The organism is Cupriavidus sp. IK-TO18, assembly GCF_015549295.1.
GTDB lineage: Bacteria > Pseudomonadota > Gammaproteobacteria > Burkholderiales > Burkholderiaceae > Cupriavidus > Cupriavidus oxalaticus_A.
Window position 1 is genome coordinate 65,306 of the sequence record NZ_JADGMP010000001.1, and the last position, 26,532, is coordinate 91,837.

Below are 26,532 nucleotides of genomic sequence, written 5' to 3' on the forward strand. Positions count from 1 at the left end.
CCACGGTGGACCGACCCCCGCCCCCTGGCCTCCCTGTCACAGAATGTCTGGTGGAGAACGGCATGGATGCAGCAAAGCAACTGGTTCACGCGCGTGAAGTTGGCCTCAAGACCGGCATGGTGCTGCAAAAGCGTCTGAAGAATGCGCAGGAGGCCTATAGCGGCCGCGTGCAGCAAGCCGTTGGAGCTCCGGGGAGCGCTCCGTCCACGCCGATGGCCGACATGGATCCGATGGGCGGCTATGCCTATGCCGTCGACAGCATGCAGCGTGCCATCCTGTTCTGGGACACGCTCAGGCAACGGGGCAACAACTTTGTCGAAAATACCATGCAGGGCCTCAAGCCGGTCCTGCATTTCGGCTACGAGACCATCATGGACGGGCGCCAGTTCGAGCGGCCCGTCAACTATGCGCTGCTGAAGATAACGGCGCCCGATGGCGTGACGATCGATGACAGCCGCCGGCCCTACGTCATCATTGATCCGCGCGCCGGCCATGGGCCGGGCATCGGCGGCTTCAAGGACGACTCGCAGGTCGGCGTGGCGATGCGTGCCGGCCATCCCGTGTATTTCGTCATCTTCTTCCGCGATCCCGAGCCGGGACAGACCCTGCTGGATGTGTGCGAGGCCGAGCAGCAGTTCATCAGGAAGGTGCGCGCGCTGCATCCGGACAGCCCCAAGCCGGCCATCATCGGCAATTGCCAGGGGGGCTGGGCCGCGATGATGCTGGGCGCCTCGGATCCCGACGACACCGGGCCGATCGTCATCAACGGCGCGCCGATGTCGTACTGGAGCGGTGCCTGGAGCGAGGGCGAAGGCGACAACCCGATGCGCTATTCCGGCGGGCTCCTTGGCGGCACCTGGCTGGCCTCGTTCACGGCGGACCTTGGCAACGGCAAGTTCGATGGCGCCTGGCTGGTCCAGAATTTCGAGAACCTGAATCCTGCCAACAGTCTCTGGGACAAGTACTACAACCTGTACCGGAAGGCCGATACCGAGCCGCCGCGCTTCCTGGAGTTCGAACGCTGGTGGGGCGGCTACTACCTGATGAACCGCGAGGAGATCGAATGGATCACGCGCAATCTGTTCGTCGGCAACAAGCTCTGGAGCGGTGACGTCAAGAACGCCGGCGGCAAGGCGTTCGACCTGCGCGAAATCCGCTCGCCCATCGTGCTGTTTGCGTCGATGGGCGACAACATCACCCCGCCGCAGCAGGCATTCAACTGGGTGGTGGACATCTACGGCAGTACCGAGGAGATCAAGAGCCGCGGCCAGGTGATCGTTGGCATGATGCACCGGAGCGTCGGCCATCTCGGCATCTTCGTTTCCGGCAAGGTGGCGCAGAAGGAGCACGCGCAGATCGTCTCGGTGCTCAAGAGTATCGAACTGCTGCCGCCGGGGCTCTACGGCATGGTCATCCATGAGCGCAAGGGCAGCGATGGCGTGGAGTACGAGGTCGAGTTCGAGGAGCATTCGCTCGAGGACATCGCCAGCCGGCTCAACCGCTTTGAGCGCGTCGACGAGCGGCCATTCCAGACCGTCGCCAACCTGTCGGACTTTACGCAGCGCGCCTACGAGCTGTTTGCGCAGCCTTATGTCCAGGCGGTGTCCAACGAGATGACAGCGCGGGTGCTGCGCGAATTCCATCCGCTGCGCATGCAGAACTGGCTGTTCTCGGACCTGAACCCGTGGATGGCATGGCTGAAGCCTGCCGCCGAGGCGATCAAGGCCAACCGGCAGGCGCTGGAACCGGACCATCCGCTGCGGCGGCAGGAACAGGCAGGCGCGGAATTGCTCAGCGCCGGACTGGACGCATACCGCGCCGTGCGCGATGCGATGACCGAGTACACCTTCTTCAATGTGTATGCCAACCTGTTCCCGTTCCAGCCAAGGAGCGAGCCCGATGCGCACGCGGGCACACCGGCGGCGACCGACCCGCGGGAGCTGCCGGAAGTCAAGGCGGCGCTAGCCGCGGCCGGGCAAGGCGGGTACGCCGAAGCCATCGCCCGGCTGGCCTGCCTGCTGAGCCGCAAGGGCGAGCCCCTGCCGCTGTCCAGGCTGGAGTTGCGCAAGGAACTGGTCACGGACTATGCGGATCTGCTACCGGAACTGGAGCCGGACGCCTGGCGCAAGATCCGCGGCCGGCAGGAACTGATCACGCGCTACGCGCCCGAGGAGGCGCTCGCGACGCTGCCCGCCTTGCTCAGGCATCAGGCCGACCGCCAGCGGCTGCAGGCGCTGGCGGACAAACTGCGTACCGATGAGCGCGTGCTTGGCGCCACGCCCACCGACGAGCAGGCGGCAATGCTTGAGCGGATCCGCACCGTGCTCGGCAGCCGGCCAGAACGCGCGCGCGGCGCGGCCGTTCCGATCAAGCGCGCTTCCTAGCGCGCCGTGGAGCTGCATCGCAGGCGACTGAAACCGATGAACCCGACGCAGGAGCAAACCGTGAATGCCAAGCATGAGAAGTACCAGCGTCTGATCGACTACTGCAAGACCATGCCGCCCACGCCGACCGCAGTGGCGCATCCGTGCGACAAGTCTTCGCTGGAAGGCGCCGTGGAGGCCGCCCGGCTGGGTCTGATCGCGCCGATCCTGGTCGGCCCGCGCGCCCGCATCGAGGACGCCGCCCGTGAAGCCGGCATCGACATCCGCGAGTACCCGATCGTCGATGCCGCGCACAGCCATGCGGCGGCGGCTGCCGCCGTGCAGCTGGTGCGCGAGAGCAAGGCCGAGGCCCTGATGAAGGGCAGCCTGCACACCGACGAGCTGATGGGAGCCGTGGTCAAGGGCGACACCGGCTTGCGCACCGCGCGGCGTATCAGCCACTGCTTTGTGATGGACGTGCCCGGGCACGAGGACGCGCTGATCGTCACCGACGCGGCCGTCAACATCGCCCCCACGCTGGCCGAGAAGGCCGACATCCTGCAGAACGCGATCGACCTGGCCCATGCCTTGCGGGTCGAGGAGGTGCGCGTGGCGATTCTTTCGGCCATGGAGACGGTCAACCCCAAGGTGCCGTCCACGCTGGATGCGGCCGCGTTATGCAAGATGGTCGACCGCCACCAGATCACCGGTGCCGTCGTCGACGGGCCGCTCGCCCTGGACAACGCCATCAACCTGGATGCCGCGCGGATCAAGAAGATCGACTCACCGGTGGCCGGGCGCGCCAATGTGCTGCTGGTGCCGGACCTGGACGCCGGCAACATGCTGGCCAAGAGCCTGACCTTCCTGGCCGGCGCCGACGCCGCGGGCATCGTGCTGGGCGCGCGCGTGCCCATCATCCTGACCAGCCGCGCCGACTCCGTCACGACCCGGCTGGCGTCGTGCGCGGTGGCCGCGCTGGTGGCCAGGGCGCGCCGCGAGTCCGGCCAGGTGGCGGGGTGATGCCATGGCCGAACTGATCCTGGTCCTGAATGCGGGTTCGTCGAGCATCAAGTACTGCGCCTACGATACCCATGACGATGCCCTGAGACTTGTCTTGCGCGGCAGCCTCGAAGGCCTCTATACGGCGCCGGCATTCCGCGCCACCGACGCGGCAGGGGCCGAGATCGAGGCAAAGCGCTGGGAGGCCGGCACCGAGCTCGGGCACGAGGGTGCCATCGCCTTCCTGGCGGACTTCCTGCGCAGCCACGGCGAAGGGCATGCGCTGAGCGCGGTGGGGCACCGGGTGGTGCATGGCGGCGTGCGCTTCACCCAGCCGGCCAGGGTGACCGATGCGCTGCTGGCCGAGCTGGATACGCTTTGCCCGCTTGCCCCCTTGCACCAGCCCCACAACCTCAAGCCGATCCGCATCCTCGCCGAGCGGCGTCCGGAACTGCCGCAGGTCGCCTGCTTCGATACCGCCTTCCACCGGGCGCAGCCGGAAGTGGCACAGGCCTTCGCGTTGCCGGCGGAGATTACCGACAGGGGCGTCAGGCGCTACGGCTTTCACGGGCTGTCCTACGAGTACATCGCAAGCGTCCTGCCGAGTGTCGATGCGCGCGCCGCCGCGGGCCGCACGGTTGTGGCGCACCTCGGCAACGGCAGCAGCATGTGCGCGCTGGTCGGAGGGCGCAGCGTGGCCAGCACCATGGGCTTTACCGCGGTGGACGGGCTGCCGATGGGAACCCGCTGCGGCAGCCTCGATCCGGGCGTGATCCTGTACCTGATCAGCGAACTCGGCATGGATGCCCACGCCATCGAGGACCTGATTTACCGCAAGTCCGGCCTGCTTGGCGTCTCCGGCTTGTCGAGCGACATGCGCGCGCTGCTCGCCAGCGACGATGCGCAGGCCCGCTTTGCCGTCGAGTTGTACACCTACCGCATCGCCCGGGAGCTTGGCTCGCTGGCCGCCGCCGCGCAGGGGCTGGACGCGCTGGTGTTCACCGCAGGCATCGGCGAGCATGCTGCGCCGATCCGCGAGCGCGTATGCCAGCTCGCGGCATGGCTCGGCGTGAGCGTAGATGCCGCGGCGAACGCGGGCGACGGACCGCGCATCAGCCCGGCGTCCGGAAAGGTTCCGGTCTGGGTCATCCCGACCAACGAGGAACTGATGATTGCCAGGCATACCAGGGAGGTCCTCGCAGTGCCCGCACGCCGGTCGGACGGATGACGGGGGCGATGCCAGACCGCGCCAGCTAGCCAAGCTCTCCTGCGGAAACTAAAGTGGATTGACGACACAAGGCCGATCCATCAAGGAGGCGCCATGTTCCATTCCTACCCGCTGCGGCTGGCTTCCCTGGCGGCATCGCTGGTCCTTGCCAATGTTGCGTTTGCCAGCGTTGCATGGGCGACCGAGCAAGCGCAACAGCGCCGTGCCGGTCGTGACGTTCGCCAGGAAACACGTCAGGACTCCAGGCAGACCAAGCAAGACTGTCGTGCCGCGGACCAGCAAAGCAATGCCGGTTGCCGGCAGGACAAGCGGCAGACAAAGCAGCAAGGCCGCGAGACAGCCAGGGACATCAAGTATTGATGCATGGCAATTCGGAGCTGCCGTCCAGCGAACCCGCTTTCTTTTCCACCCACAACGTTGCCATGCAAGACAAGCCTGCAGCGACAAGCTTCGTGCCCTTCAACGTGCCGCTGCGCGATGGACGGCAAGTGCTTGTGCGGGAGATAACCGAAGACGACAAGGTCGGGCTGCTGGCGGCATTCAACAGGCTGTCGGCCGATGCGCGCTACGCCAGATTCATGGCTGCCATGCAGCAGCTGCCGGAAGCGATGCTCGAACATGCGACGCACCCCTCGGTCGAGCGCGAGTTTGCGCTGGTGGCGCTTGCCACGGAAGGCAAGGCGTCGTCCATCGTGGGTGGCGCGCGCTACGCTGCGGCACCGGGCAGCAATACCTGCGAGTTCGCGGTAACGGTCGCCGATGACTGGCACAGGCTTGGGCTGGCCAGCCGGCTGCTGGGCACCCTGATCGACATTGCCCGGAGCCGCGGCTATCGGAGCATGGAAGGCTATGTCTTGTCGTCGAATACCGGCATGCGGCGACTGGCCAGGCAATTTGGCTTTGCCGACGTGGCCTGTCCGGACGATGCCACGCTGCGCGTGGTGACGCTTGCGCTGTAAGTCCAAGCGCACGCATCCGGATCAAACCGTACTCAAACGTACGTGCTGCGCTCGCCAGCGTCAGAAGCTCAGCCCGATCGAGACCACGGCGATCTGGTCGTGCGCGGCGGGGTTGAACCAGTAGACCGCCCCGGAGACGTGCTTGCCCTTCACTTGCGCAAACACGCCGCGCTGCAAATTGCGGCCATTGTCAGGCACACGCGTGCGCTGGGCCGCCAGGCCCAGCCGCAGCCAGTCCCGAGGGCGCCAGGCTAGCTCGCTCCATGCATAGGCGTACCCGGACGGCTCGGCGTCCGGCACGTACTCGAACTCGATATAGGCATCGGCATAGCGGCCGGTCAGCGTGGCCTCGAACCCGCCCACGACGCTGTGCGTGCTGCCGGTGACCACACCCAGGATCGGCGTGAAATCCAGCCGCAAGGCGTCACCCCAGCCAAGGTTGTAGCCGACGAAGAACGAGTACGCATCCATGCCTTCGTAGTTGCTGCGCGCCTCCAGGTGCAAGGCGCCGCGCTTGGCGATGGCGATGCCCGTGACATAGGCTTCGCTGCCGCGCGGCAGATTGAGGTAAGCCGAGACTCCGCCGCTCCACGCCGGCGCCTCCGCGGTCGCGGGCGCGACGCTGTCTTCGGCGGCATGCAAGGGCAGCGGCGCGGTTGCCGCGGCCAGCACCAGCCAGCGTGCGGCCAGTCGTGTTGCGGGTCGTGTTGCGGGTGGTGCAGCCATACCCCCGGCCTCCATGGTCAGCCTCCAAGCGCGATGATGGCCACGGTCAGTGCAACGCCGACCAGCGTCATCGCCGCACCCGCTATCCATCCGCCGAAGCCGGCATAGCGCCCAAGCGCGATGCCGGCCCCGAACAGCATCAGGATGGTCAGCACGCGCGATACCAGCAGCGCCGTGGAGACGTCCGCAAACACGATAAACGGCAGGGCCACCGGGAAGGTGGCAAGCACGACCAGCAGGAAGATCCCGGCAGCTGCCAGCAGATCCTGTGTGCCCAACGCCGGGCGCGCGGGCAGATCGACGGTGCGGGCGATGCGGCCCCGCATCGCTTCCAGCTCGGCATCGTCGACCAGCGTGCGCAAGGCGGGCGAAAGCGCATCACGCAGGCGCGCGATGGCGTCGCCCGGGTCGCCGGCATTGCGAACCGCCTTGACCAGCGACAGCCTGCGCCCGCGCTCGGTCAGCGTGCGCACCAGGTACATCACGGCATCGGCCAGCCCCCAGGCCAGGTTGCAGCCCAGCGCAGTGAAGAACATCGTGCGTGGGGCATCCGCCGGCGCGCCGACGGCCGACACCGCGCCAACGAAGGTCAGGGCCATGAACAGGCCGAAGCACATCTCGCATACGCGGTCGACGGTATCGAGCAGGCGCGGCCGCACTTCGGCGGCGTGGGGGTCGAGGGAAGTAGTCAACACTGGCTTGCACCCGGCTGCAACTGCCCGCGGCGAAGGTCTGCGACGAAGCCCCCGCCCCCCGTGCCGGGTGCGACAGCATCGAGCCTGCGGCTCCCGGGCGGGCAGGCATCCCGGGGGCGCGACCTGACGGCGAAGGCGGCGCCGCCGGCACTCGCCAACTGCCGCCGCATCTACTGTAGGCAAAGATCCACACCGACGATAGCGGCGCATGGTGCGGAAATTACACCCGGAGGTATGGCGGCAGCCTGCGGTACCTTCGGCATCTGCGCCGCCATCAGCCCGAAGCGAGGTGCTGCAGGGAACGCTCACCAGTAACGGTGGCATGTAATGCAAAGCCGCTGGCATCCTTTGCATGGCGGAAACCGGTTCGCTGCACCATGCTTGCCGGATGGGAAATTGCAGAGTGTGTCCGCGTGCGTTTTCCGGTTTGCAACGATGGCGGACATCGGAGAGACATTCATGTCCGAAAGATTTCTGAATCCGGGCTGGCTGGGCACCTTCCGCGGCTACCTGCCCGGCATGGTCATCAGCGCGGTGGTAACCGTGGCAGCCATGTCGCTCGCCGCGCATTACCAGGCGCCGGTAATGCTGTTCGCCCTGCTGTTAGGCATGGCGCTGAACTTCCTGTCCCGGGAATCCTCCAGCGCCGCAGGCATCGACTTCAGCGCCAAGCAGGTGCTTCGGCTGGGCGTGGCCTTGCTGGGGTTGCGCATCACGGCGTCGCAGGTGGCGGCACTGGGTTGGCACTCGGTTGCCATGGTCATACTGGCGGTGGCGCTGACCATACTGTGCGGCATCGTGCTGGCCCGGTTGATGGGATTCCAGACCTTCTTCGGCTTGCTCACCGGCGGCGCCGTGGCAATCTGCGGGGCTTCCGCGGCGTTGGCCCTGTCGGCGGCCATGCCCCAGCATCCGCTAAAGGAGCGCGCGACGCTGTTCACGGTGATCTCCGTCAGCGCGCTGTCGACGATGGCGATGGTGGTGTATCCGATGATCGCGCAACTGCTGGCCTTGCCTTCCCTGCAGGCCGGAGCCTTTATCGGCGGGACCATCCATGACGTGGCCCAGGTGGTTGGGGCCGGTTACAGCATCTCGCACGAAGCCGGCGATGCGGCCACGCTGGTCAAGCTGATGCGGGTGGCCATGCTGCTGCCGGTGATCGCGCTGGCCGCGTGGTTGTCGCAGCGGCATCAGCGGGCGCAGGGAGAAGCCGGAAAGGGGCCGCGTCCGCCGCTGCTGCCGTGGTTTGCCGTGGCGTTTGCGGTACTGGTGGCGATCAACAGCACCGGCTGGCTGCCTGCGGGACTGGTTAAGGCGGGGCAGTTCGCGTCGCAGTGGTGCCTGGTCATGGCCATGGTCGCAATCGGCATGAAGACTCACCTCAAGGACATTCTGTCCGTAGGGTGGAAGCCCGTGGCGCTGATGGTCCTGGAAACGCTGTTCCTGGCCATGCTGTTCTACGGCATGCTGGTGTTGGCGCGGTCCTAGTTTGTCCGGCGGCTCGGCAGGCTTTTGCTCCCGCGGTCAACGGCAATGGTCGCGCGAACGTGCGGATTCGTGCCCATGAACGCCGTCTCTCGCGCACATGATTTCGCTACATACCGATGCCAGCTTCGGCCGGGAACTGCTATCAAGAGTCCTTTGCCGTTGCCGCACGCCGTAGCCGCCTGCCCGATGAAGCGCTCCACCACCATCCCGACTCCGCCGCCCGATGCCGCCCACGCGCTTGCGCCGGTCGACGCGCAGGCGAACTCCGGTTGCGAGGACCGCAATTTCGTCACGGCGCTGGCGCGCGGCATGGAACTGCTGCGGGCCTTCGGGCCGCAGGACGATTACCTCGGCAATGCCGAATTGTCGCGCCGCACCGGCATCCCGCGGCCGACCGTGTCGCGGCTGACTTACACGCTCGCCACGCTCGGCTACCTGACCTATATCGAGGGCACGGAGAAATACCGGCTGGGGCAGGGCGCGATGGTGCTCGGCCATCGCTACATCGCGGGCGCGGGCATCCGCGAGATCGCGCAGCCGCTGATGCAGTCGCTGTCCTTTGCCACCGACTGCACCGTGGCGCTGGCGATGCCGGACCGGCACGCCATGGTCTACCTGGAAAGCTGCCAGCCGCGCGGCGCGCTGGTGATCCGGCTGGCGCCGGGTGCGCGCCTGCCGATGGCCACCTCGGCGATCGGGCGCGCCTGGCTGGCAGGGCTCGACCCCGGCCAGCGCGAAGCGGCACTGGCCGAGCTGGCGCGCCACTACGGCGCGCGCTGGGCTGCCATGCGCAGCGGCATCGAGCGCGCGCTGCACGACTACGCCCGCCGCGGCTTCTGCGTGGCGCACGCGGAATGGGACCGCACCGTCAGCGGCGCCGCGGCGCCGCTGCGGCTCGCGGGCAGCAGCGAAGTGCTGGCGATGAATATCGGCGGCTCCGCGGCGCGGCTGTCGCCGGAGATCCTGGAAGGCAATCTCGGCCCGCGCATCCGCGACCTGGCCGAGACGTTGCAGGCGCGCCTGTGGCAGCCCGGCGGCGCGCGCGCTTCGATGCGCCTGCCAGCGGATGGGCCCGAGGCGGGCGCATGTCCCGCCGGCCAGCGAGCCGCCAACGAATGACGCGGTGGCAGACCATATCAACAAGGATCGATGAGGAGATAGCGCATGGACATACGTAACAAGACCGTAGTGGTGACCGGCGCGGCCACCGGCATTGGCCGCGCGCTGGCGCTGGCGTTTGCCCAGGCCGGTGCACGTGGCGTGGCCGTGGCCGACCTGAACGAGGCCGGCGCCGCCAAGGTCGCCGGCGAAGTCCAGCAGGCAGTGCCGTCGTGCCAGGTGTTCGCGCAAGCGGTGGACGTTGCCGATGCCGCCGCGGTGCAGGCACTGGCCGACGAGGCCACGCGCCGCTTCGGACAGGTCGATGTGTTCTGCTCCAACGCCGGCATCATCCTGCGCAAGGGCCTCGACGCGGGTGCCGACGAATGGCAGCGCATCTGGGAAATCAACGTGATGGCGCATATCCACGCGGCGCGCGCGGTGCTGCCGCAGATGCTCGAGCGCGGCGACGGCTATTTCGTCAATACGGTATCGGCGGCAGGGCTGCTGTCGCAGATCGGCTCAGCCCCCTACGCGGTGACCAAGCACGCGGCGATCGGGTTTGCCGAATGGCTGTCGATCACCTATGGCGACCGCGGCATCAAGGTCAGCTGCATCTGCCCGCAGGGCGTGCAGACCAATATGCTGTTCGGCGAGAACGGTGAGCGCAAGGGCTTCCTGCAGGAGGGCTCGGTTACCGCCGAGCACGTGGCCGCGGCGACCCTGGAAGGCGTGGCCCACGAGCGCTTCCTGATCCTGCCGCACCCGGAAGTGCTGGAGTACTACCGCCGCAAGGGCCAGGACTACGACCGCTGGCTGCGCGGCATGCGGCGCCTGCATGACAAGGTGATGCAGGAGTTCGGCGGCATCGCGGTGTAAGCGCGCGGGCCCGGCGGCCCGCTTCAGGCGTCCGGCTCCGCCGCCGCCTGCGCATTGCCTTCGCCGCTGGGATCGCGCAGCCGGCTCAGGCTGATGAGGGCGCCGACGGTTGCGACCGCCGCCGCCACATACAGCGCGATGCGCGCGGCGCCGTCCGGCGCCAGGCTGAACAGCAGTGCCACCAGCGCCGTGCCGGTGGTCTGGCCCAGCAGCCGCGTGGTCGCCTGCGCGCCGCTGGCGCCGCCGCTGCGTGCCGGCGGCGTGGCGCCGATCATGGCGCGGTTGTTAGGTGACTGGAAGAAGCCGAAGCCCATACCGCACAGCGCCATGCGCCACGCTATGTCGAGGCTGCTTGCATCCGCTCCCAGCGTTGCCAGCCCTACCAGCCCGCCGGCCAGCATGGCCAGCCCGAGGCCGGCGAGGATGCTGGCCGGGTAGCGGTCCGACAGCCGCCCCGACAGCGCCGCCATCACCGCCACCATCGTCGGCCACGGCGTGATCAGCAGCCCGGTCTCCTGCAGCGAGCGGCCAAGCTGGTATTCGAGGTAGAAGGGCAGCGCCACGAAGGACAGCATCTGCGTCATGAACGAGCAGAACGAGGTGCCCACCGCCAGCGCGAAGGCCCGGCTGGCAAACAGGTCCACCGGCACCAGCGGCGCGGCGCGGCCGCGCTGGCGCCGCACCAGCAGCCATCCCAGCACGATCGCCGCGGCAAGCCCCGCGACGCCGGCCGCGCGCCAGGCTGCATGGCCGAGCCCGTCCACGCCCAGGATAAACAGCCCGAACACCAGTGCCGACAGCAGCGCGCTGGGATAGTCGAACTCGCGCGGCTGCGGCGGCGTTGCCGGCAGCGCGCGCCGGCTCAGCACCAGCGCCAGGATGGCCACCGGCACGTTCACCGCGAACAGCCACTGCCAGCTGGCTACCGCCAGGATGATCGCCCCCAGCGAAGGCGCCACCGCAATGGTCACGCCCACCACCAGCGCGTTCAGCCCGATGCCGCGGCCCAGCTTCGTGGGCGGGTAGATAAAGCGCACCAGCGCGGTATTGACGCTCATGATGCCGGCGCCGCCGATGCCCTGCAGCACGCGCGCCGCCACCAGCATCGGCAGGTTGACCGAGAGCGCGCACAGCAGCGAGCCGACCAGGAAGGTTGCGAGCCCGGCACGGTACACACGCTTGTAGCCGAGGATGTCGCCCAGCGACGACAGCGGCAGCAGGCACACGGTCACCGTGAGCTGGTACGCGTTGACGACCCAGATGGTGCTCGACGGCTCCGCGTGCAGTTCGCGCGAGATGGAGGGCAGGGCGATGTTAGCGATCGAGCCATCGAGCACGGCCATGATCAGGCCAAAGAAAACGGTGAGGATCGCCCAGGTGCGTTGCGGCTGGGGGAGGCCTTGTTCTGGCTGCATCGGGAAAGACATTGGAGACAATGCCGGGCCGCGGAAAAACCGCATGAAGACCCGGATGGCTGGCCGCTGGCGCGGCCTCGCCCATTATCGTCCGGCGTCGCGGTCCTCGCAAATCCGCGAATTGTGGTAGGCGTCCCGCGCGCAACGCTCAGGCTGCCACGGCGGTGTCCTGCATATAGCCGCGCAGCCTTTCGCGCAGCGCCGCCGCCGCCGCGGCGATCGCGGGTGTCCAGCCTCCGGCCGCGGCGCACAGCGCTTCCAGTGCCCGGCACTCGCGCACGATCGAGTTACGCCGCACGATCATGAAGGCGCCGGCCACGGAGTGCGTCCAGCAACGCAGCGCAGGCAGCTCGCACTGCGCGATGATGCGTTCCAGCTCGGGCAGGTCCTGCCGCAGCTGGGAGCGCAGCATGGCTTCATAGCGCTCGCGGTCGGCGGCGGCGGGATCCGTGCCGGCGCCGGCGGGTGGGGCGGCTTGTGCCCGGCCGCGACCGGGCAGGTTGCGCAGGCATGCCTGCAGGTCCTGCAGCGACGCCGGCTTGGACACATAGCCGGCGAACCCGCGCTGGCGCCAGTCGGCCAACCACTCGCTGCGCGCGAACGCGCTGAACGCCAGCACCGGCACGCCGGCATGCCGGGCGCGTACCGCTTCGAGCAGTTCATAGCCATCCATGCCGGGCATCCGGATGTCGGTCAGCACGGCGTCGACCGGCGTGGTCTCCAGCACGGCCAGCGCCTGCCTGCCGTGGCTTACGACGATCGGCTGGCAGCCGAGCGCCTGCAGCTGTTCGGCGATCAGGGCCTGGTTCAGCGCATTGTCTTCTGCCACCAGGATGGTCGGCACGGTTGCGGCCGCGTCAGCGGAAGGCGTTGCTGCCCCGGCCGCGTTGCCGCCTTCGCCGGCATGCAATGCCACGCCCGCGGCAGCGTTCTCGCAAGCCTCGGCTACGCACGCCAGCAGCGCGCGGTGGCTGAACGCGGTGACTTCCAGGATGCCGGGCGCCCGCTGTTGCGGCCGATGGGGGCCGTCCGGCGTGACCCACGCCACGGTGGCGGGCACCGTTTCGCGCAGCGCGTCCAGTGATGCCAGCGTGAAATCGTCGCTGGCCACGATGGCCCGGACCGGCGTGAAGGCCTGATATTCCCGGGCTGCCTCGACGGACGCCAGCACGCTGGTGTGCCAGCCGGCAGACTGCAGCCACGCGTCCAGGCTTGCGGCGGTGCGCGCGTCCTGGCACAGCACCATGACGTGGCCGCGCCCGTGTCCGGGCCCGTTTCCGCGCCCGTTTCCGCGCCGCGCTGCAGCCCCGGCCGCCGCCGGTACCGCCTGCACGCCGCGGGCCGGGATGGTCACCGTGAAGGCGCTGCCCACGTCAGGCACGCTGGCCACCGCGATGCTGCCGCCCATCAGTTCGCACAGGCGCGCGCAGATCGACAGCCCGAGGCCGGTGCCGCCGTAGCGGCTGGCACCGGCGCCATCGCCCTGCACGAACGGCTGGAATGCCCGCTCCATCAGCGCGGGCGGCATGCCGATGCCCGAATCGCTGACGCGGCAGACCAGTTGCGGCACGCCGTGTTCATTCGCCACCAGCTCGCCGCTGAGGGCGATGCGGCCGCTGGTGGTGAACTTGAAGGCATTGCTGAGGAGGTTGTTGATCACCTGCACCAGGCGTGTACGGTCGCCGGTGATGTCCACGTCGAGCGACGGCGACAGGTGCAGGCTCAAGTGCAGCGGGCGCCCGGCCGTCATCGGCGCATAGGCCAGCGCCACGCTCTCCAGCGCGTCGACGGGACGGAACGGTTCCTCGACCAGTTCGAGCTTGCCGGCATCGATCTTGGAAAAATCCAGCACGTCGTTGACGATGCGCCGCAGCGCTTCGGCCGCCGTGTCGAGGACCTTCAGCCTGGGCGCATGCGGCTCCAGCCCGGGGCTGCGCGCAAGCAGTTCCAGGTTGCCCAGCAGCGCATTGAGCGGCGTGCGGATCTCGTGGCTCATGGCGGCGAAGAAGGTCGAGCGCGCGCGCATCATCGACTCGGTTGCCTGCTGCGCCGAGCGCAACTGGTCCTGCAGCGCCTGTTGCGCGGTGCAGTCGTGCACTGCGCAGAACAGCACGTCGTCGTCGCGGTAGCGTGCAGGCGCATAGGTGACCTGCAGGAAGCGCCCGGCATCGGCGGACGGTGCCATCGCTGGCGTTGCGACCGTGAAGCTGGCGATCGCGTCCGGCCTCTTGCCGCCATCGCGCGGCTGCCTGCCGAAGGCCTCCACCAGCGGCTGCGGCATGGGCCCGCACGGTTGCCGCTGCAGCAAGGTATCGGCCTGCTGGTTTGACATCAGCACGGCGTAGTCGCGCCGCCGCACGATGCACAGGCCAACCGGCGTGGCACTGACGAGAATGTGGTTCATCAGCTCGCTTTCCAGCGCGCGCGACGCATCGGCATGCATGCGCCGCAGCAGGTTCCGGCTCCAGTAGCGCGCGGTGAGGACAATGCCGCCCACCAGCACCAGGATGGCGGCGACAATGCCGGCCAGCTCGGGGGCCAATGCGTCCGCCAGCAACCGGTACGGCAGGAAATAGACCAGCCGGCCAAGGCCGGCCTGCAGCGGTTGCACCAGCAGCACGCCCGAGCCGGTGTATTGCAGCGAATCCTGTGGCCGGTCGCGAGCGCGCCCGGTCAGGCTGTGCAAGGTCTCCGCGGGGATCATGCCGTCGCGCGGCGAGATGTCGATAATGTCGTCGGATTCGTTGAGCAGCACCAGCAGCGCCGGGTCGGATGGCCGTTGCAGTGCCGCGAGAAATCCCTGGGCCGGGATGCAGGCAGCGACCAGCGTGGTGGGGATATCGCCCGCGTAGGCGGCGCTGGCCAGCGCCATGATCGCGCTGTCGTCGACCGGATGCCGCAGCGGCCCCAGCCACACCTGCCGGTCGGGGGCCGGGACGGCATGGCCAGTGCGGTCCAGCAAGGCTTCGTTCAGGCGCGTGCGCAGCAGCGGGATCAGGGTGGGGTCGAGCGCCATCGGTGCGCGCGCCCCGGATTCCGGCTGGCGGATGACGACGGCACTGTCCTCGTCCAGCGACACCGCGAAGGCGTCGTGGTCGAGGTTGAACGCCTGCTGTGTGGCCATGGTCGCCATGGCCAGCTGGCGCAGGCGGGCGAACTCCGAAGGCAGCCTGGCTCCCCAGGCCTGGCGCGTGGCCTCGGCAGCGAGCAGGTGGTAGTCCTTGTGCACCGCCTCGACATGGACGCTGGCCGCGCCGGTGCGCAGAAACGACTCGAACGCGGGATCGCGGACCGGATCCGGGGCTGGCGTATCGCGCTGGTAGCGCAGCGTCAGCACGCTGCGGCGCAGGAACGAGGACTCGTTCTGCAGCAGCTGCGTCAGCGACGCGACGTATTGCGCCGCGTGGCCGCGCCGGTAGTCGAGGTGCCTGGCGGCAGCCAGCCCGGCCAGCAGCAGGCCCGAGAACACCACCATGGCGACCAGTACAGCGATGGTGGCCGCATAGCGCTGCTGCTGCCGGCGGGATTGCTCGGCCAGGGCGTCAAAGGCGCTGGCCAGCGATTCGCGCGTGCGTTCCAGGGATGGCTGCATCGGCGCGGGTCTACGTTGCCAGGGGTTCAGATAAGGCCGTTTTCATACGCGTAGCGGATCAGGCCGGTGTTGGTCTGCACCCCGAGCTTGCGCATGGCAACAGTCTTCTGGCTGGAAATGGTGCTGACCGAGCGCCCGAGCTTGCCGGCGATGTCCGCGAGCTGGATCCCCTGCGCATAAAGCCTGACCACCTCCAGTTCGCGCAGCGTCAGTTCGGTCGCCGGCGCCGCGGCGAGCGCGGCGCTGTCAAGGATGGCCTGCGCCGCAGGCGAGTGGTAGCGACCATCGCAGGCGACAACCTGGAGGCAGGCCCGCACCACTTCATCGATCGGGTCTTCCTTGCTGACGTAGGCGCGCGCGCCCAGCTTCATGGCGCGGCGGATGATGGCGGCATTGGCCTGGGCACTGACCACTACGATGCGGGTCAGCGGATGGCGGCGCGCGAGCCGGTTCAGCAGGTTGAAGCCGTCCGACGAGGCATCGCCCCGGCCCATGCAGAAGTCGGTGATGGCAATGTCGGCGGGCTCGCGGTCGAGCGCGGCCAGCAGTTCCGTGCCGTTGCCGCAGTTGCTGGTGACCTGGAAGTTGGGCGTGCGCTGCAGGCAGTCCTGCAGCGCGACCATGACCAGCGGATGGTCGTCCGCCAGGGCGACACGGATGATTCGGTCGTACATCGTTTTCTAGTCCTCCGGGTTCTTGGCGCTTGCCTGGCCGGGGCCCCTGCAGGCGCCGCGGCGTCACCCAAAATCCGCATTCTGGCTATGTTCCCGGCGCCCCTGAATCGCAATTCGGCTAGTTCGCGGTCACTGCGGTCGTACGGACGGGCAGGTGGAATACAAGGGTACGGCCTGAACCCCACATGCATTGACGGCGAACTGCGCGAAGGCTGCGCGATTTTTCCGCGGATCGCGCGCAATGGCATTTGCGGGACATCAACGCATGGCGCAGCAGTGTCCTTACCGAGGAAGTGGATTGCCGGCGACATATGCCGGCGCGCCGGCAGCAGCAGCCATCGAACTTTCACGTTGGCCCGCGCACGCTGTCCTAGAATGAACCTGACACGCGCCCGCGGCCATCATGCCGCGCAGGCCCGGCTCGCGCCGGGTGGCGCTTGCGGCGCGTGCCGCGTGGGGGAATTTGCCATGCCCGTCTATCAATACCGCTGCGAGAAGTGCGGTCATGTGTTCGAGAAAACCGAGCATCTCGCGGAACATGTCTCTGCCCATCCGAATTGCCCGAAATGCGGCAGCCAGTCCGTCCAGCACGCGCCGGCCCCGTTCGTGGCAGTGACCCAGCGCAAGAGCTGAGCCGTAACAGCAACGTCCCAGGAGATTTGCGCTCCGCCGCGAGGCCGCAGCGGGGCGCTGGCGTGCATGCCGCCGGACAAAGCCGGCGGGATGCCGAGTGGTTTTTTATGCGTGGCGCATGCACCGCCACGCGCGTTCGCGCTGCGCGCAAGCGGCGATCTCAACCTTGACGGAGGATGCCATGGCCACGAGACCGTTTTCCCAGTTTCCCGCCGACGAGCAGCAACAGGTAACGCAGGTTTGCATGCATGTCGGGATTGCAACCGAGGCGTTCCAGATCACGGACGAGGGCGGCGGCGAGGGACGCCGCGTCAGCGTGAAGCGGCTGGGCACGGACGCGGTCAGCGTCTATGAGGCCGGGCCGGGTTCGGCCTGGGTCGAGGAATTCGAGAGCGATCTCGAATGCGGCCTGTTCGGGCGCGTGGCGGCGTAGCGCGGGAGCGCCGGGAGAAGAGCGCCGAGGGGCGCAAGACACCGCTGGCAGCGCGGCTCAGTGCCGGCCGCGCTCGCCCAGGCGCGACACTACCGAGGCGCCGGCAATCAGTTCCTTGAGCAGTGCCAGCGAGGCCGCGCCGCTGGTCCGGAACGGATCGAGTTCGGCGTGTGCCGAGAACTTCAGCAGCGTCGCGGTGTTGATGCGCGCCGCGTTGACCTGCCCCATGGCCCAGCCGGCAAAGTCGCGCGTGCAGGTCTCCTCGAAATGCAGCAGCGTCACGTCCTGGTGGCGCGGATCGCGCGTGATCGACTGGAACAGCTGCGAGACCTCCTGCCGGTCGCCTTCGAGCGCCTGCAGGAAGATGCCGTTGCCGTGGCACAGCACGCCGGTGATGCCGTGGCGCGGGTTGCGTTCCAGGCTGGTGGCCAGGATCGCATCGAGCAGGGCCGTGTCGATGGCCTGGCGGGCACGGCTGGCATAGATCAGGCGGACTAGCATGGTCGTGGCGGTTCCGTAATGGGGAAGGGGCGGAGGCTGGTGCGGAGACGGGGCACCTAGCCGCGGTTGTTGTTCAGCAGCGTGAGGAATTCGCGCCGCAGGCTGTCGTCCTTCAGGAAGGAGCCGCGCATCACGCTGTTGGTCATCTTGGCGTCGGTGTCGCGCACGCCGCGCCAGTGCATGCAGAAGTGCTCGGCCTCCATCACGATGGCAAGGCCGTCGGGATTCATCTTTTCCTGCAGCAGGTCGGCCACCTGCGCCACGGCTTCTTCCTGGATCTGCGGCCGGCACATGATCCACTCCGCCAGCCGCGCGTACTTGGACAGGCCGATCAGGTTGGAATGCTGGTTGGGCATGACCCCGATCCACAGCTTGCCGAGGATCGGGCACAAGTGGTGCGAGCAGGCACTGCGCACGCGCAGCGGGCCCACGATCATCAGCTCGTTGAGCTGGCCGACGTTGGGAAACTCGGTCACTGCCGGGGGCTTCGCGTAGCGGCCGGCGAAGATTTCCTTCAGGTACATCTTGGCCACGCGCCGCGCGGTTTCCTGCGTGTTGTGGTCGTTGTCGACGTCGATTACCAGTGCGCGCAGCACGCCTTCGATGCGGGACTGGACCTCGGCCTGCAGCTGCTCCAGCTCGCCCGGCTCGATATAGCGGGCGATATTGTCGTTGGCGTGGTAGCGTTCCTGCGCCGCCAGCAGGCGCGCGCGGATCCGCTCCGAGACGGAGGAGGCCGGGTCGCCGGCCGCCGCGTCGGCCGGGTGGAGATCATGCGCGCGGCGTGCCGCGTCCTTGCTGTTCATGGGTAGCGTGGTGGTTGCGGATGGATTCCGGAGTGGTCCCGGAGTGTTCCGGCATGGGCGCCGGCGGGTGTGCCGGATTCACTATATGGCAGATGCGGTGGCCCGACAACCTACGCTGCCGCGCGTCCCGAGGACCGTTGCCCACTGCCGGACGCGCCGCATAGCGCACACTCCCGCGTGCCTCCGTGAATAGTTCGTGACAACGCTCAACGTCGTCCCGCGCGACGCCGACAAACGCACATAATGTCCGCAAACATGAGCCGCCCGCCACCTCGATGGCGGGCGTACCGCAAGTTGCGGCCTTACTTTTTGTCGGGAACAACGTGACCTTGCCGATCGCCTTTCCGTGCAGCAGCCTGATGCTGATCCATGTCGTGACGGTACCGCTGCCGGCAACGCCGGTGGAAACGGGTGTGGCGGAGCATCACGCCAGCGCGGCCCGTGCGGGCAAGCCCGGCTTGCGGCGGCCGATCGCCGTGGGCGCACGCGTGCCGACCGGCGGGCGTGCCACCACCGGCTGAGGCGCGCGGCAGCGTGCCGGACCCGTTCAGGCGCCCCGCAACACCTACCAGAGCAGCAGCGCCAGCGCCGGGACCATCGCGGCCGGCATGACGATCGCGCCCAGGCGCAGGAACTGGCCGGCGCTGACCATATGCCCCTCGCGGCGCAGCGCGGTGAGCCACAGCAGCGTGGCCAGCGAGCCGGTCACCGACAGGTTCGGGCCCAGGTCGATGCCGATCAGCACCGCGCCGGTGACCGCGTGCGACGCATCGCCCGCGGACAGCGCCGACGCCGCGATCAGCCCCGCCGGCAGGTTGTTGGCGATATTGCCCGCCAGCGTCACCAGCCCGCCCACCGCCAGCAGCGCCAGCGCACCGCCATCGCGCGAGGCGGCCGCGACCGCATCGGCCAGGTAGCCGATCACCGACGTCTGTTCCAGCGCGGCCACCAGCACGAACAGGCCGGCCACCATCGGCAGCACGCTCCACGAGACTTCGCCCAGCGCCGGCAGCAGCAGATCGCGCCGGGTGGCGCAGACCAGCAGCAGCGTGGCCACGCCCGCGGCGCAGGTGGGCCAGCCCAGCTCACTGCCGCGCAGCGACGCCACCAGCAGCGTGATGCCGGTCAGCACGATGCCCAGCGCGGTCAGCCAGGCCTGCAGCGACAGCGGCGGCACCGGGACGTCGCTGCCGATCGGCTCGGCCAGCGCATGGCGCTGGGTCCACCACAGCGCGGCCAGCGTCGCCAGTATCGCGGCCAGCGACGGCAGCGCGAAGCTCGCCAGCCATCCCGCCAGCGGCGGCATGCGCTCGCCGAAGATCACCAGGTTGGCAGGATTCGAGATCGGCAGCACGAAGCTGGCCGCGTTGGCGATGAACGCGCACGCGTACAGGTAGGGCAGCGGATGGCGCACGCGCGCCGCACGCGTGGCGGCCAGCACCGCGGGCGTGAGCACCACCGCGGTGGCATCGTTCGACATGAATGCCGTAACCAGCGTGCCGAAGCCATACACCAGCAGGAACAGCCGCAGCGCCGAGCCGCGCGCCTGGCGCACCGCCAGCGCGGCGACGTGGTCGAACAGGCCGGTCTTGCGGGCCAGTTCGGAGATCAGCATCATGCCGGCCAGGAACAGGTAGACGTCGTAGCCACGCATGACCGCGGCGAATGCGTCGGGCAGCGCCAGCAGTCCGGTGGCGCACAGCAGCAGGGCGCCGGCGGCGGCCCAGAATGCCTCGGGCAGGCGGAAGGGGCGGAACAGGACGCCGGCGGTGGTCAGCGCGGCGACCGACCAGATCAGCAGCGGGCTGTGGCTGGACATCGGGATGGGCTCGAAGTGGGGTGAGGCGGCGGGAAAGCGAGGAGTTTACAGGCCGTCCCGGCTGATGGAAACGCCGGGCGCGGCCACGGCGGCGGGCGCCGGCATGGCGGTGGCGGGAAGCTGCGTGCCCGCGGCCGGCGGCGCCGGGGATGTGGCGGGGGTGGCCGGGGTGGCCGGGGTGGCCGGGCTGGCGGCGTTGCTTGCCACCGGCGCCACGACCGGATCGGCTGCCGGCGTCACCGGCGCATCCGCCGGCGGCAGCGGGAAGCCGAGCGAGGCGATGCCACGGCTGCCGTCCGCATATTCCGCATACACCCAGTCGTTGTTCGCGCGCACCAGGCCGGCCGGGGCATCCGGCTGCGCCTCGGGGACGCCGGCCAGCCGCCCTTCCATGTACGCTGCCCACACCGGCAGCGCCGTGGTGGCGCCGAACTCATGCTCGCCCAGGCTGCGGTTGTCGTCGTAGCCCATCCACGCCACCGTGACCACGCCGCCGGCGTAGCCGGCGAACCAGCCGTCCATGGCTTCGTTGGTGGTGCCGGTCTTGCCGGCCACGTCGTCGCGGCGCAGGTAGCGGCGCACGCCCGCGCCGGTGCCTTCGTCGACCACGCTGCGCAGCAGGCTGTCCATTACGAAGGCATTGCGCGCGCTGATCACGCGCGTCGGCGCCGCGGCGCCATTGGCGCTGGTGTGGCTTGCTTCAAACAGCACGTTGCCCTCGCTGTCGGTGATGCGCTCGATCAGGTAGGGCTCCACGCGATGGCCGCCGTTGGCGAACACGCCGTAGGCCGCGGCCAGGCGCAGCGGCGAGGTGGTGCCGGTGCCCAGCGCCAGCGGCAGGTAGCGCGGCAGCCGCCTGGGCGAGAAGCCGAAGCGGCTGGCGAACTCCACCGCATAGGGGATGCCGATCGCCTGCAGCGTGCGGATTGCCGGCAGGTTGCGCGATTCGGCCAGCGCCTGGCGCACGGTGACGGGGCCGACAAAGCGGCCGTCGTCGTTGGTCGGCTGCCAGCGCGACGAATTGGCCAGCGGCGTATCGTTGATGACCGTGCCCGGCGACACGCCGCGTTCCAGCGCGGCGGCATAAACGAAGGGCTTGAAGGTCGAGCCCGGCTGCCGCAGCGCCTGCGTGGCGTGGTTGAAGCGGCTGGTCCCGAAGTCCGCGCCACCCACCATCGCCTCGATCGCGCCGGTACTGGCGTCGAGCGACACCAGCGCCGCCTGCGGCCCCTGCGCCAGCTCAGGCACGGCCTTGCGGTGGCGGCGCGCATAGCGCTGCAGTCCGCCGCTCACGGCATCGTGGGCCAGCGTCTGCCGCACCGACGACACCGTGGTGTAGACGTTCAGTCCGCGCGTGTAGGCCTCGTCGCCAAAGCGCTCGCGCGCCAGCTGGCGCGCCAGTTCGGCCACGTATTCGGCATGGCCGGCGAAGCTGCCCGGCGTTTCGCCGGAGATGGCCAGGCGCTCGGCGCGGGCCGCGCGGTAGTCGTCCTGGCTGATCATGCCCAGCGCCAGCATGCGGCCCAGCACGTATTCCTGGCGGCGCTTGGCGCGCGGCAGGTTGGCCACCGGGTTCATGGTCGACGGCGCCTTGGGCAGCCCCGCCAGCATCGCGCTCTCGGCCAGCGACAGCGCCGCCAGCGGCTTGCCGAAATACGCATGCGCCGCGCTGCCGAAGCCATAGGCATGCTCGCCCAGGTAGACCTGGTTCATGTACAGCTCGAGGATGCGGTCCTTGGGCAGCGACTGGTCGATGCGCCATGCCAGCAGCATTTCATACCACTTGCGCGCCAGCGTCTTCTCGCGCGACAGGTAGAAATTGCGCGCGACCTGCATGGTGATGGTCGACGCGCCCTGTGCGTAGCCCTGGCCGAGGTTGGCCAGCGCGGCGCGGAACAGCCCGGGGATGTCGACGCCCTCGTGCTGGTAGAACTGGTCGTCCTCGGCCGCCAGCAGGGCCTGGACCATGCGCGGGGGAATCTGCTCGAAGGGGATGAATTCGCGGTGCTCGCTGCCGAATTCGCCGATCTGCACGTTGTCGCTGGTGTAGATCCGCAGCGGGACATCGGGGCGATAGTCGCGCAGGGCGTCGACCGGTGGAAGCTGCCGCAGGCTCAGCACCGCGGCAAAGCCGGCGAGCAGGCTGGCGGCCGCAGCCAGCGCCAGTATGGCGCCGCCTGCCTTGACTGCGATTTTTTTCATGCGCGCATTCTACCTGCTCCGCTACCTGCTCCGGGTCGCCGAACCGGCGGGGCGGTCATCGGGTGGCTGCCAGCGGCAGCGGGCTGCCGTCGTCGTCCCGCTCGGCGGGCGGGGCGATGGCGTCCGGCACGGCATGGAGCGCCGGCGCGGTAGCGGCGGCGTTGTCCGGTTCCGGCTGCGCCGGCGCGGCTTCGGCCATGCGCAGCCGGGCCTCGCTGTGCTGGCGCGCGAACTCGAACAGCGACAGCCAGGTCTGCTGCTGTTCGATGATGGTGAAGTGGTCCGTGCCGGGCATGGTCTGCAGCGCGACCGGCCCGGGCCATGCTGCCATCAGCCGCTCCGAGCAGGCATGCGGCACGACCTCGTCCGACTCCGCCAGCAGCACCTTGGTGCTCTGCACGACCTTTTTGCAGTGCAAGATCGAATCGAAATGGTGGCGCATCAGCTGCCGCAGCGGCACCAGCGGGAAGCGCTTGCGCACCAGTTCCAGCATTGAGTCGTAGGGCGTGATCAGCTGCAGGCTCTCGAATTCCTGCAGGTCGGCCAGCTGGATCGCGACGCCGGTGCCGAGGCTGCGCCCGACCACGTGCACGCGGGTGTCGGGAAACACGCGCCGGACATGCAGCAGGAACTGGCTGGCATCGGCGACGGCCCCTGCCTCGGACGGACGGCCGTCGGAATGGCCCAGCCCGCGGTAGTCATAGGTGGCGAAGGCCATGCCTGCCGGCAGCCAGCGTGCGAATTGCAGCGTTTCCAGCACATCCTCGCCGCGTCCGGGCAGGTAGAACAGCAGGTCGCCCACGCTGTCGCCGGGCGCCTGGTAGATGTAGCCACGCACCACCCCGCCGGGAATCCTGTGCGAATACCCGATGATGCCGTCCGGCAGGTCGCGCGGCGGACGCCGGCGCGCGTCGAACAGCAGGCGGTCCTGGTTCAGCGTCAGGTAGGTCCAGTAGCAGGCGAAGCCGCTGGCAGTCATCAGCGCGGCGGCCAGCGCGTGGCGGGTCTTGAATCGCATGGCAAGTCTTCAGGTGCGCGGCGGGCGTGGCGCCGGGGGGCGCCGGCCATGCCGCCCAAGCTGCGCAGCCTACCTCATTTTTGACAGGCGCGGCCGCGCGGCGCAAGCCGGGCCGCGCAGTTCTTGTACGATATGCCTCATACACGCACACGCGCGCCCACCCCCACCGGCATCCCGGCCGACGGCGCGCCCAGGGAGCAAACCACATGAGCGAGCAGAAAGACGAGCAGTTCCGCGCCGAAGAGGCGCAGGCCATGGAGCGCGTGGTCGCGGCCACGCGCCAGGTACAGGTGGCATTCACCGCGCTGCAGGGTCACTATCCGCCGCAAGGCAGCGGCAAGCCATCCAAGCTCGCGCTGCAGACCTTCGATGCGGCGCTGCAGGCGCTGGAAGACGCCCAGGCGGCGTTCGACGAGATCCTGAACGACCTGCTCGACGAAAAACGCTGACCCGGCGCCCTGGGCGGCGCGGATCCCGTACACGGCCAGTCCGCTGTGATAAGGTTGCCGGACAACAGCCGCCCGGCCTGCCGCAGCGTCCGCCTGCGCGGCCTGCACGATGTGTGCAAGGGGACGGCAAGGCAGCGGCCGCCACGCGAGCCGCCAGCCGCCACTGGAGACCCGCCGTCATGCACCGTGCCGCCCATCCCGCTGCAGATCCCGCCGCAGACCTAGCGCTTTCCGGCGTCCAGCGCCACGGCGCCGAAGCAGGCGCAAATCCGGATGATACCGATCGCGCCGCGCTGATCGCGCGCGCGCATGCGCGCTCGGCCGGCTTCGGGCTCGATGCCGGCCACGCGCCGGGCTACGAGGCCCTTGCCGCACGCGCCCTGGGAGAGCTGGTCGACGCCAGCCGCGACCTGTACCGCCACGCGCTGCCGGTGATGGAAACCCTGCACGCGCAGATCGCCAACACCGACAGCATGGTGCTGCTGACCGACAGCAGCGGCGTGATCCTGCACAGCCTGGGCGACGGCGATTTCGTCGCACGCGCCCGCCGCGTGGCGCTGGCGCCGGGCGTGTCATGGTCAGAACCCAGCAAGGGCACCAACGCCATCGGCACCGCGCTGGCCGAGGCGCGCCCCACCATCGTCCACGCCGGCGAGCACTTCCTGCAGGCCAACCACCAGCTCACCTGCTCGTGCGCGCCGATTGCCGGCCCCACCGGCGAGATCCTGGGCGCGCTCGACGTCAGCGGCGACCACCGCGGCTTCCATCGCCACACCATGGCGCTGGTGCGGATGTCGGCGCAGATGATCGAGAACCACCTGTTCGCCAACCATTTCCCCGAAGCCGTGCTGGTGCGCTTCCATGCGCGGCCGGAATTCGTCGGCACGCTGTTCGAGGGCATGGCGGCATTCACGCCCGACGGCGCCTTCCTGGCCGCCAACCGCAGCGGGCTGTTCCAGCTCGGGCTGGCGCCGCACGCGCTGGCGCTGTCAGGCTTTGCCGAGCTGTTCGGCCAGCCGGTGCGCATGGCGATGCAGGCGCGCGCGGCCGGAACGCTGCACGTGCTGACGCTGCCCAGCCGCGTGCAGGTGTTCGCGCGCATCGAATACCGCGCCGTGCCGGTCAGCGTGCGCCAGCCGCTGCCGGACGAGCCGCTGCCGCCCGCGCTGGCCGCGCTCGACACCGGCGACGCCGCCGTGGCGGCCGTATTGCGCCGCGTGCGCAAGGTCAGCGGCCGCGATATCCCGATCCTGGTCCAGGGCCGCACCGGCGCGGGCAAGGAGTGGCTCGCACGCGCCATCCACGCCGCTTCGCCGCGCGCCAGGGGTCCCTTTGTCGCCGTCAATTGCGCGGCCATCCCCGAAACGCTGATCGAAGCCGAGCTGTTCGGCTATGAAGAAGGCGCCTTCACCGGCGCGCGCCGCCGCGGCTGCGCCGGCAAGCTGGCGCAGGCGCATGGCGGCACGCTGTTCCTCGATGAAATCGGCGACATGCCGCTGGCGCAGCAGGTGCGGCTGATGCGCGTGCTGCAGGAGCGCGCGGTGACGCCGCTGGGCGCGTCGCACGCGGTGCCGGTCGATGTGCGCGTGGTCTGCGCCACCCACCGCGACCTGCGCGCCATGATCGCCGACGGCACCTTCCGCGAAGACCTGTATTACCGCATCAATGCACTGGTGGTGACGCTGCCGGCGCTGTGCGAGCGCAGCGACCTGCCGGTGCTGGTGGAGCGGATCCTGCAACGGCAGCGGGAAGAGGCCGGGCCCGGATCACCGGTCCAGGTCAGCGCGCAGGTGCTGGCGTTGCTGCGCAGCCATCCGTGGCCGGGGAATATCCGGCAGCTCGCCAATGTGTTGCGCACGGCGGCGATACTGGCCGAGGGCGAGGCGGAGATCGGGTGCGAGCACCTGCCGGAGGGGTTTGAGCAGGAGTGCGGCGGGCCGGTGGAAGGGGCGCCGTCCGCGACCGCCGCGGCAGCACCTGCCTCACGTGAAAGCCATGGTCGCGACTTGCGTGGCTGGGAGGTCGGGGTCATCCGCGAGGCGCTGGCACGGCACAAGGGCAATGTCAGCCACGCTGCGCGCGAACTGGGTGTGTCGCGCAACACGATCTACAGGCGCTTGAAAGACCTGGGCGATACCTGAGACGCATCACGGAGCCGGCTGCGCCGCCAGCCACGCCGCCTCTTCATCGCTGAACAACTCCGACCGCGTCAGGAACCGCTGACCCGTCCGCCCCTCCAGCGAAAACATCCCGCCCGCGCCCGGCACCACGTCGATCACCAGCCGCGTGTGCTGCCAGTACTCGAACTGCGCGCGCGTCATGTAGAACGGCGCGCCGCCGATCTCGCCCAGCCGGACATCGGCCGGGCCGACCAGCAGCTCGCCGTCGGGGTAGCGCATCGGCGCGCTGCCGTCGCAGCAGCCGCCGGACTGGTGGAACATCAGCGGGCCATGCCGCGCGGCCAGCTGCGCGATCAGCGCCAGCGCGGCGGGCGTTGCCACCACGCGGGCGACGGACGGGACGGCAGATGCGGAAGCCGGCATGACCCCACTCCT

At 69.0% G+C, this 26,532-nt stretch carries 24 protein-coding genes; 13 read left to right on the top strand and 11 right to left on the bottom strand.

Features of this window, described 5'->3' with window-relative positions; translation table 11 throughout:
* Positions 1-62 precede the first annotated feature (62 nt).
* The 5 genes from IPF36_RS00310 (at position 63) to IPF36_RS00330 (ending at position 5,549) form a co-directional block, all read left to right on the top strand.
* A complete protein-coding gene (locus IPF36_RS00310; RefSeq protein WP_135703049.1) occupies positions 63-2,384 on the top strand; it encodes a DUF3141 domain-containing protein in 2,322 nt (773 codons plus the stop codon).
* A 36-nt stretch (positions 2,385-2,420) separates the two neighbouring features.
* Complete coding sequence (locus tag IPF36_RS00315) at positions 2,421-3,383, top strand: phosphate acetyltransferase (protein ID WP_218959454.1); 963 nt, start codon at positions 2,421-2,423, stop codon at positions 3,381-3,383.
* Positions 3,384-3,387: 4 nt separating this feature from the next.
* Positions 3,388-4,590, top strand: a complete 1,203-nt coding sequence (locus tag IPF36_RS00320) for an acetate/propionate family kinase (protein WP_135703048.1) — start codon at positions 3,388-3,390, stop codon at positions 4,588-4,590.
* Between the two features lie 93 nt (positions 4,591-4,683).
* Positions 4,684-4,950 (top strand): hypothetical protein, encoded by a 267-nt coding sequence (locus tag IPF36_RS00325; RefSeq protein WP_133095719.1) that lies wholly within the window; start codon positions 4,684-4,686, stop codon positions 4,948-4,950.
* Between the two features lie 62 nt (positions 4,951-5,012).
* Positions 5,013-5,549, top strand: coding sequence for a GNAT family N-acetyltransferase (locus IPF36_RS00330; RefSeq protein WP_195426937.1), 537 nt, complete (start codon positions 5,013-5,015; stop codon positions 5,547-5,549).
* Between the two features lie 60 nt (positions 5,550-5,609).
* Here IPF36_RS00330 and IPF36_RS00335 read toward each other — a convergent pair whose 3' ends face one another.
* A complete protein-coding gene (locus IPF36_RS00335; RefSeq protein WP_255519635.1) occupies positions 5,610-6,275 on the bottom strand; it encodes a hypothetical protein in 666 nt (221 codons plus the stop codon).
* A gap of 17 nt (positions 6,276-6,292) precedes the next feature.
* Complete coding sequence (locus IPF36_RS00340) at positions 6,293-6,970, bottom strand: hypothetical protein (protein WP_135703046.1); 678 nt, start codon at positions 6,968-6,970, stop codon at positions 6,293-6,295.
* Positions 6,971-7,429: 459 nt separating this feature from the next.
* Here IPF36_RS00340 and IPF36_RS00345 point away from each other — a divergent pair, with 459 nt between their 5' ends.
* The 3 genes from IPF36_RS00345 to IPF36_RS00355 all read left to right on the top strand — a co-directional run bounded on the left by IPF36_RS00345 (position 7,430) and on the right by IPF36_RS00355 (position 10,435).
* Positions 7,430-8,458 (top strand): YeiH family protein, encoded by a 1,029-nt coding sequence (locus IPF36_RS00345; protein WP_133095716.1) that lies wholly within the window; start codon positions 7,430-7,432, stop codon positions 8,456-8,458.
* A gap of 186 nt (positions 8,459-8,644) precedes the next feature.
* Positions 8,645-9,577 carry an IclR family transcriptional regulator gene (locus IPF36_RS00350; protein ID WP_240745823.1) on the top strand — a complete coding sequence of 311 codons (933 nt, stop codon included), beginning with the start codon at positions 8,645-8,647 and terminating at the stop codon, positions 9,575-9,577.
* A 45-nt stretch (positions 9,578-9,622) separates the two neighbouring features.
* A complete protein-coding gene (locus tag IPF36_RS00355; protein ID WP_133095715.1) occupies positions 9,623-10,435 on the top strand; it encodes an SDR family oxidoreductase in 813 nt (270 codons plus the stop codon).
* A gap of 23 nt (positions 10,436-10,458) precedes the next feature.
* Here IPF36_RS00355 and IPF36_RS00360 read toward each other — a convergent pair whose 3' ends face one another.
* The 3 genes from IPF36_RS00360 to IPF36_RS00370 all read right to left on the bottom strand — a co-directional run bounded on the left by IPF36_RS00360 (position 10,459) and on the right by IPF36_RS00370 (position 16,116).
* Complete coding sequence (locus IPF36_RS00360; RefSeq protein ID WP_133096023.1) at positions 10,459-11,850, bottom strand: MFS transporter; 1,392 nt, start codon at positions 11,848-11,850, stop codon at positions 10,459-10,461.
* 148 nt (positions 11,851-11,998) lie between these two features.
* Complete coding sequence (locus IPF36_RS00365; RefSeq protein WP_195426940.1) at positions 11,999-15,442, bottom strand: ATP-binding protein; 3,444 nt, start codon at positions 15,440-15,442, stop codon at positions 11,999-12,001.
* Between the two features lie 26 nt (positions 15,443-15,468).
* Positions 15,469-16,116 carry a response regulator transcription factor gene (locus tag IPF36_RS00370; RefSeq protein ID WP_135703043.1) on the bottom strand — a complete coding sequence of 216 codons (648 nt, stop codon included), beginning with the start codon at positions 16,114-16,116 and terminating at the stop codon, positions 15,469-15,471.
* A 468-nt stretch (positions 16,117-16,584) separates the two neighbouring features.
* Between IPF36_RS00370 and IPF36_RS00375 the strand changes: the two genes are divergently transcribed.
* Together IPF36_RS00375 and IPF36_RS00380 are read left to right on the top strand one after the other, a co-directional pair.
* Positions 16,585-16,749 carry a zinc ribbon domain-containing protein gene (locus tag IPF36_RS00375; RefSeq protein ID WP_133096022.1) on the top strand — a complete coding sequence of 55 codons (165 nt, stop codon included), beginning with the start codon at positions 16,585-16,587 and terminating at the stop codon, positions 16,747-16,749.
* 181 nt (positions 16,750-16,930) lie between these two features.
* Complete coding sequence (locus IPF36_RS00380) at positions 16,931-17,182, top strand: hypothetical protein (protein WP_135703042.1); 252 nt, start codon at positions 16,931-16,933, stop codon at positions 17,180-17,182.
* Positions 17,183-17,239: 57 nt separating this feature from the next.
* Here the strand turns inward: IPF36_RS00380 and IPF36_RS00385 are convergent, their stop codons facing one another.
* Together IPF36_RS00385 and folE are read right to left on the bottom strand one after the other, a co-directional pair.
* Positions 17,240-17,683 carry a BLUF domain-containing protein gene (locus IPF36_RS00385; RefSeq protein WP_133095711.1) on the bottom strand — a complete coding sequence of 148 codons (444 nt, stop codon included), beginning with the start codon at positions 17,681-17,683 and terminating at the stop codon, positions 17,240-17,242.
* Between the two features lie 56 nt (positions 17,684-17,739).
* Complete coding sequence (gene folE, locus IPF36_RS00390) at positions 17,740-18,489, bottom strand: GTP cyclohydrolase I (RefSeq protein ID WP_133095710.1); 750 nt, start codon at positions 18,487-18,489, stop codon at positions 17,740-17,742.
* A 323-nt stretch (positions 18,490-18,812) separates the two neighbouring features.
* Between folE and IPF36_RS00395 the strand changes: the two genes are divergently transcribed.
* Entirely contained in the window at positions 18,813-19,010 is a 198-nt protein-coding gene (locus tag IPF36_RS00395; RefSeq protein WP_368671091.1) for an arsenite efflux pump ArsB, read from the top strand.
* A gap of 44 nt (positions 19,011-19,054) precedes the next feature.
* Here the strand turns inward: IPF36_RS00395 and IPF36_RS00400 are convergent, their stop codons facing one another.
* From IPF36_RS00400 to IPF36_RS00410, 3 genes are read right to left on the bottom strand one after another with little or no spacing between them, the layout of a single operon-like run.
* Positions 19,055-20,308 carry an arsenic transporter gene (locus IPF36_RS00400; RefSeq protein WP_133095709.1) on the bottom strand — a complete coding sequence of 418 codons (1,254 nt, stop codon included), beginning with the start codon at positions 20,306-20,308 and terminating at the stop codon, positions 19,055-19,057.
* Between the two features lie 45 nt (positions 20,309-20,353).
* On the bottom strand, positions 20,354-22,510 hold the full coding sequence (locus tag IPF36_RS00405; RefSeq protein ID WP_195426943.1) for a penicillin-binding protein 1A: 2,157 nt from the start codon (positions 22,508-22,510) through the stop codon (positions 20,354-20,356).
* Between the two features lie 55 nt (positions 22,511-22,565).
* Positions 22,566-23,528 (bottom strand): alpha/beta hydrolase, encoded by a 963-nt coding sequence (locus IPF36_RS00410; RefSeq protein ID WP_135703040.1) that lies wholly within the window; start codon positions 23,526-23,528, stop codon positions 22,566-22,568.
* Between the two features lie 206 nt (positions 23,529-23,734).
* Here IPF36_RS00410 and IPF36_RS00415 point away from each other — a divergent pair, with 206 nt between their 5' ends.
* Positions 23,735-23,977, top strand: a complete 243-nt coding sequence (locus IPF36_RS00415; protein WP_133095706.1) for a hypothetical protein — start codon at positions 23,735-23,737, stop codon at positions 23,975-23,977.
* A gap of 179 nt (positions 23,978-24,156) precedes the next feature.
* A complete protein-coding gene (locus IPF36_RS00420; RefSeq protein ID WP_195426946.1) occupies positions 24,157-26,118 on the top strand; it encodes a sigma-54-dependent Fis family transcriptional regulator in 1,962 nt (653 codons plus the stop codon).
* Positions 26,119-26,124: 6 nt separating this feature from the next.
* Here IPF36_RS00420 and IPF36_RS00425 read toward each other — a convergent pair whose 3' ends face one another.
* The gene (locus IPF36_RS00425; RefSeq protein ID WP_195426949.1) at positions 26,125-26,520 is read right to left on the bottom strand and encodes a DUF779 domain-containing protein; all 396 of its coding nucleotides are present in this window, start codon (positions 26,518-26,520) and stop codon (positions 26,125-26,127) included.
* Positions 26,521-26,532 lie beyond the last annotated feature (12 nt).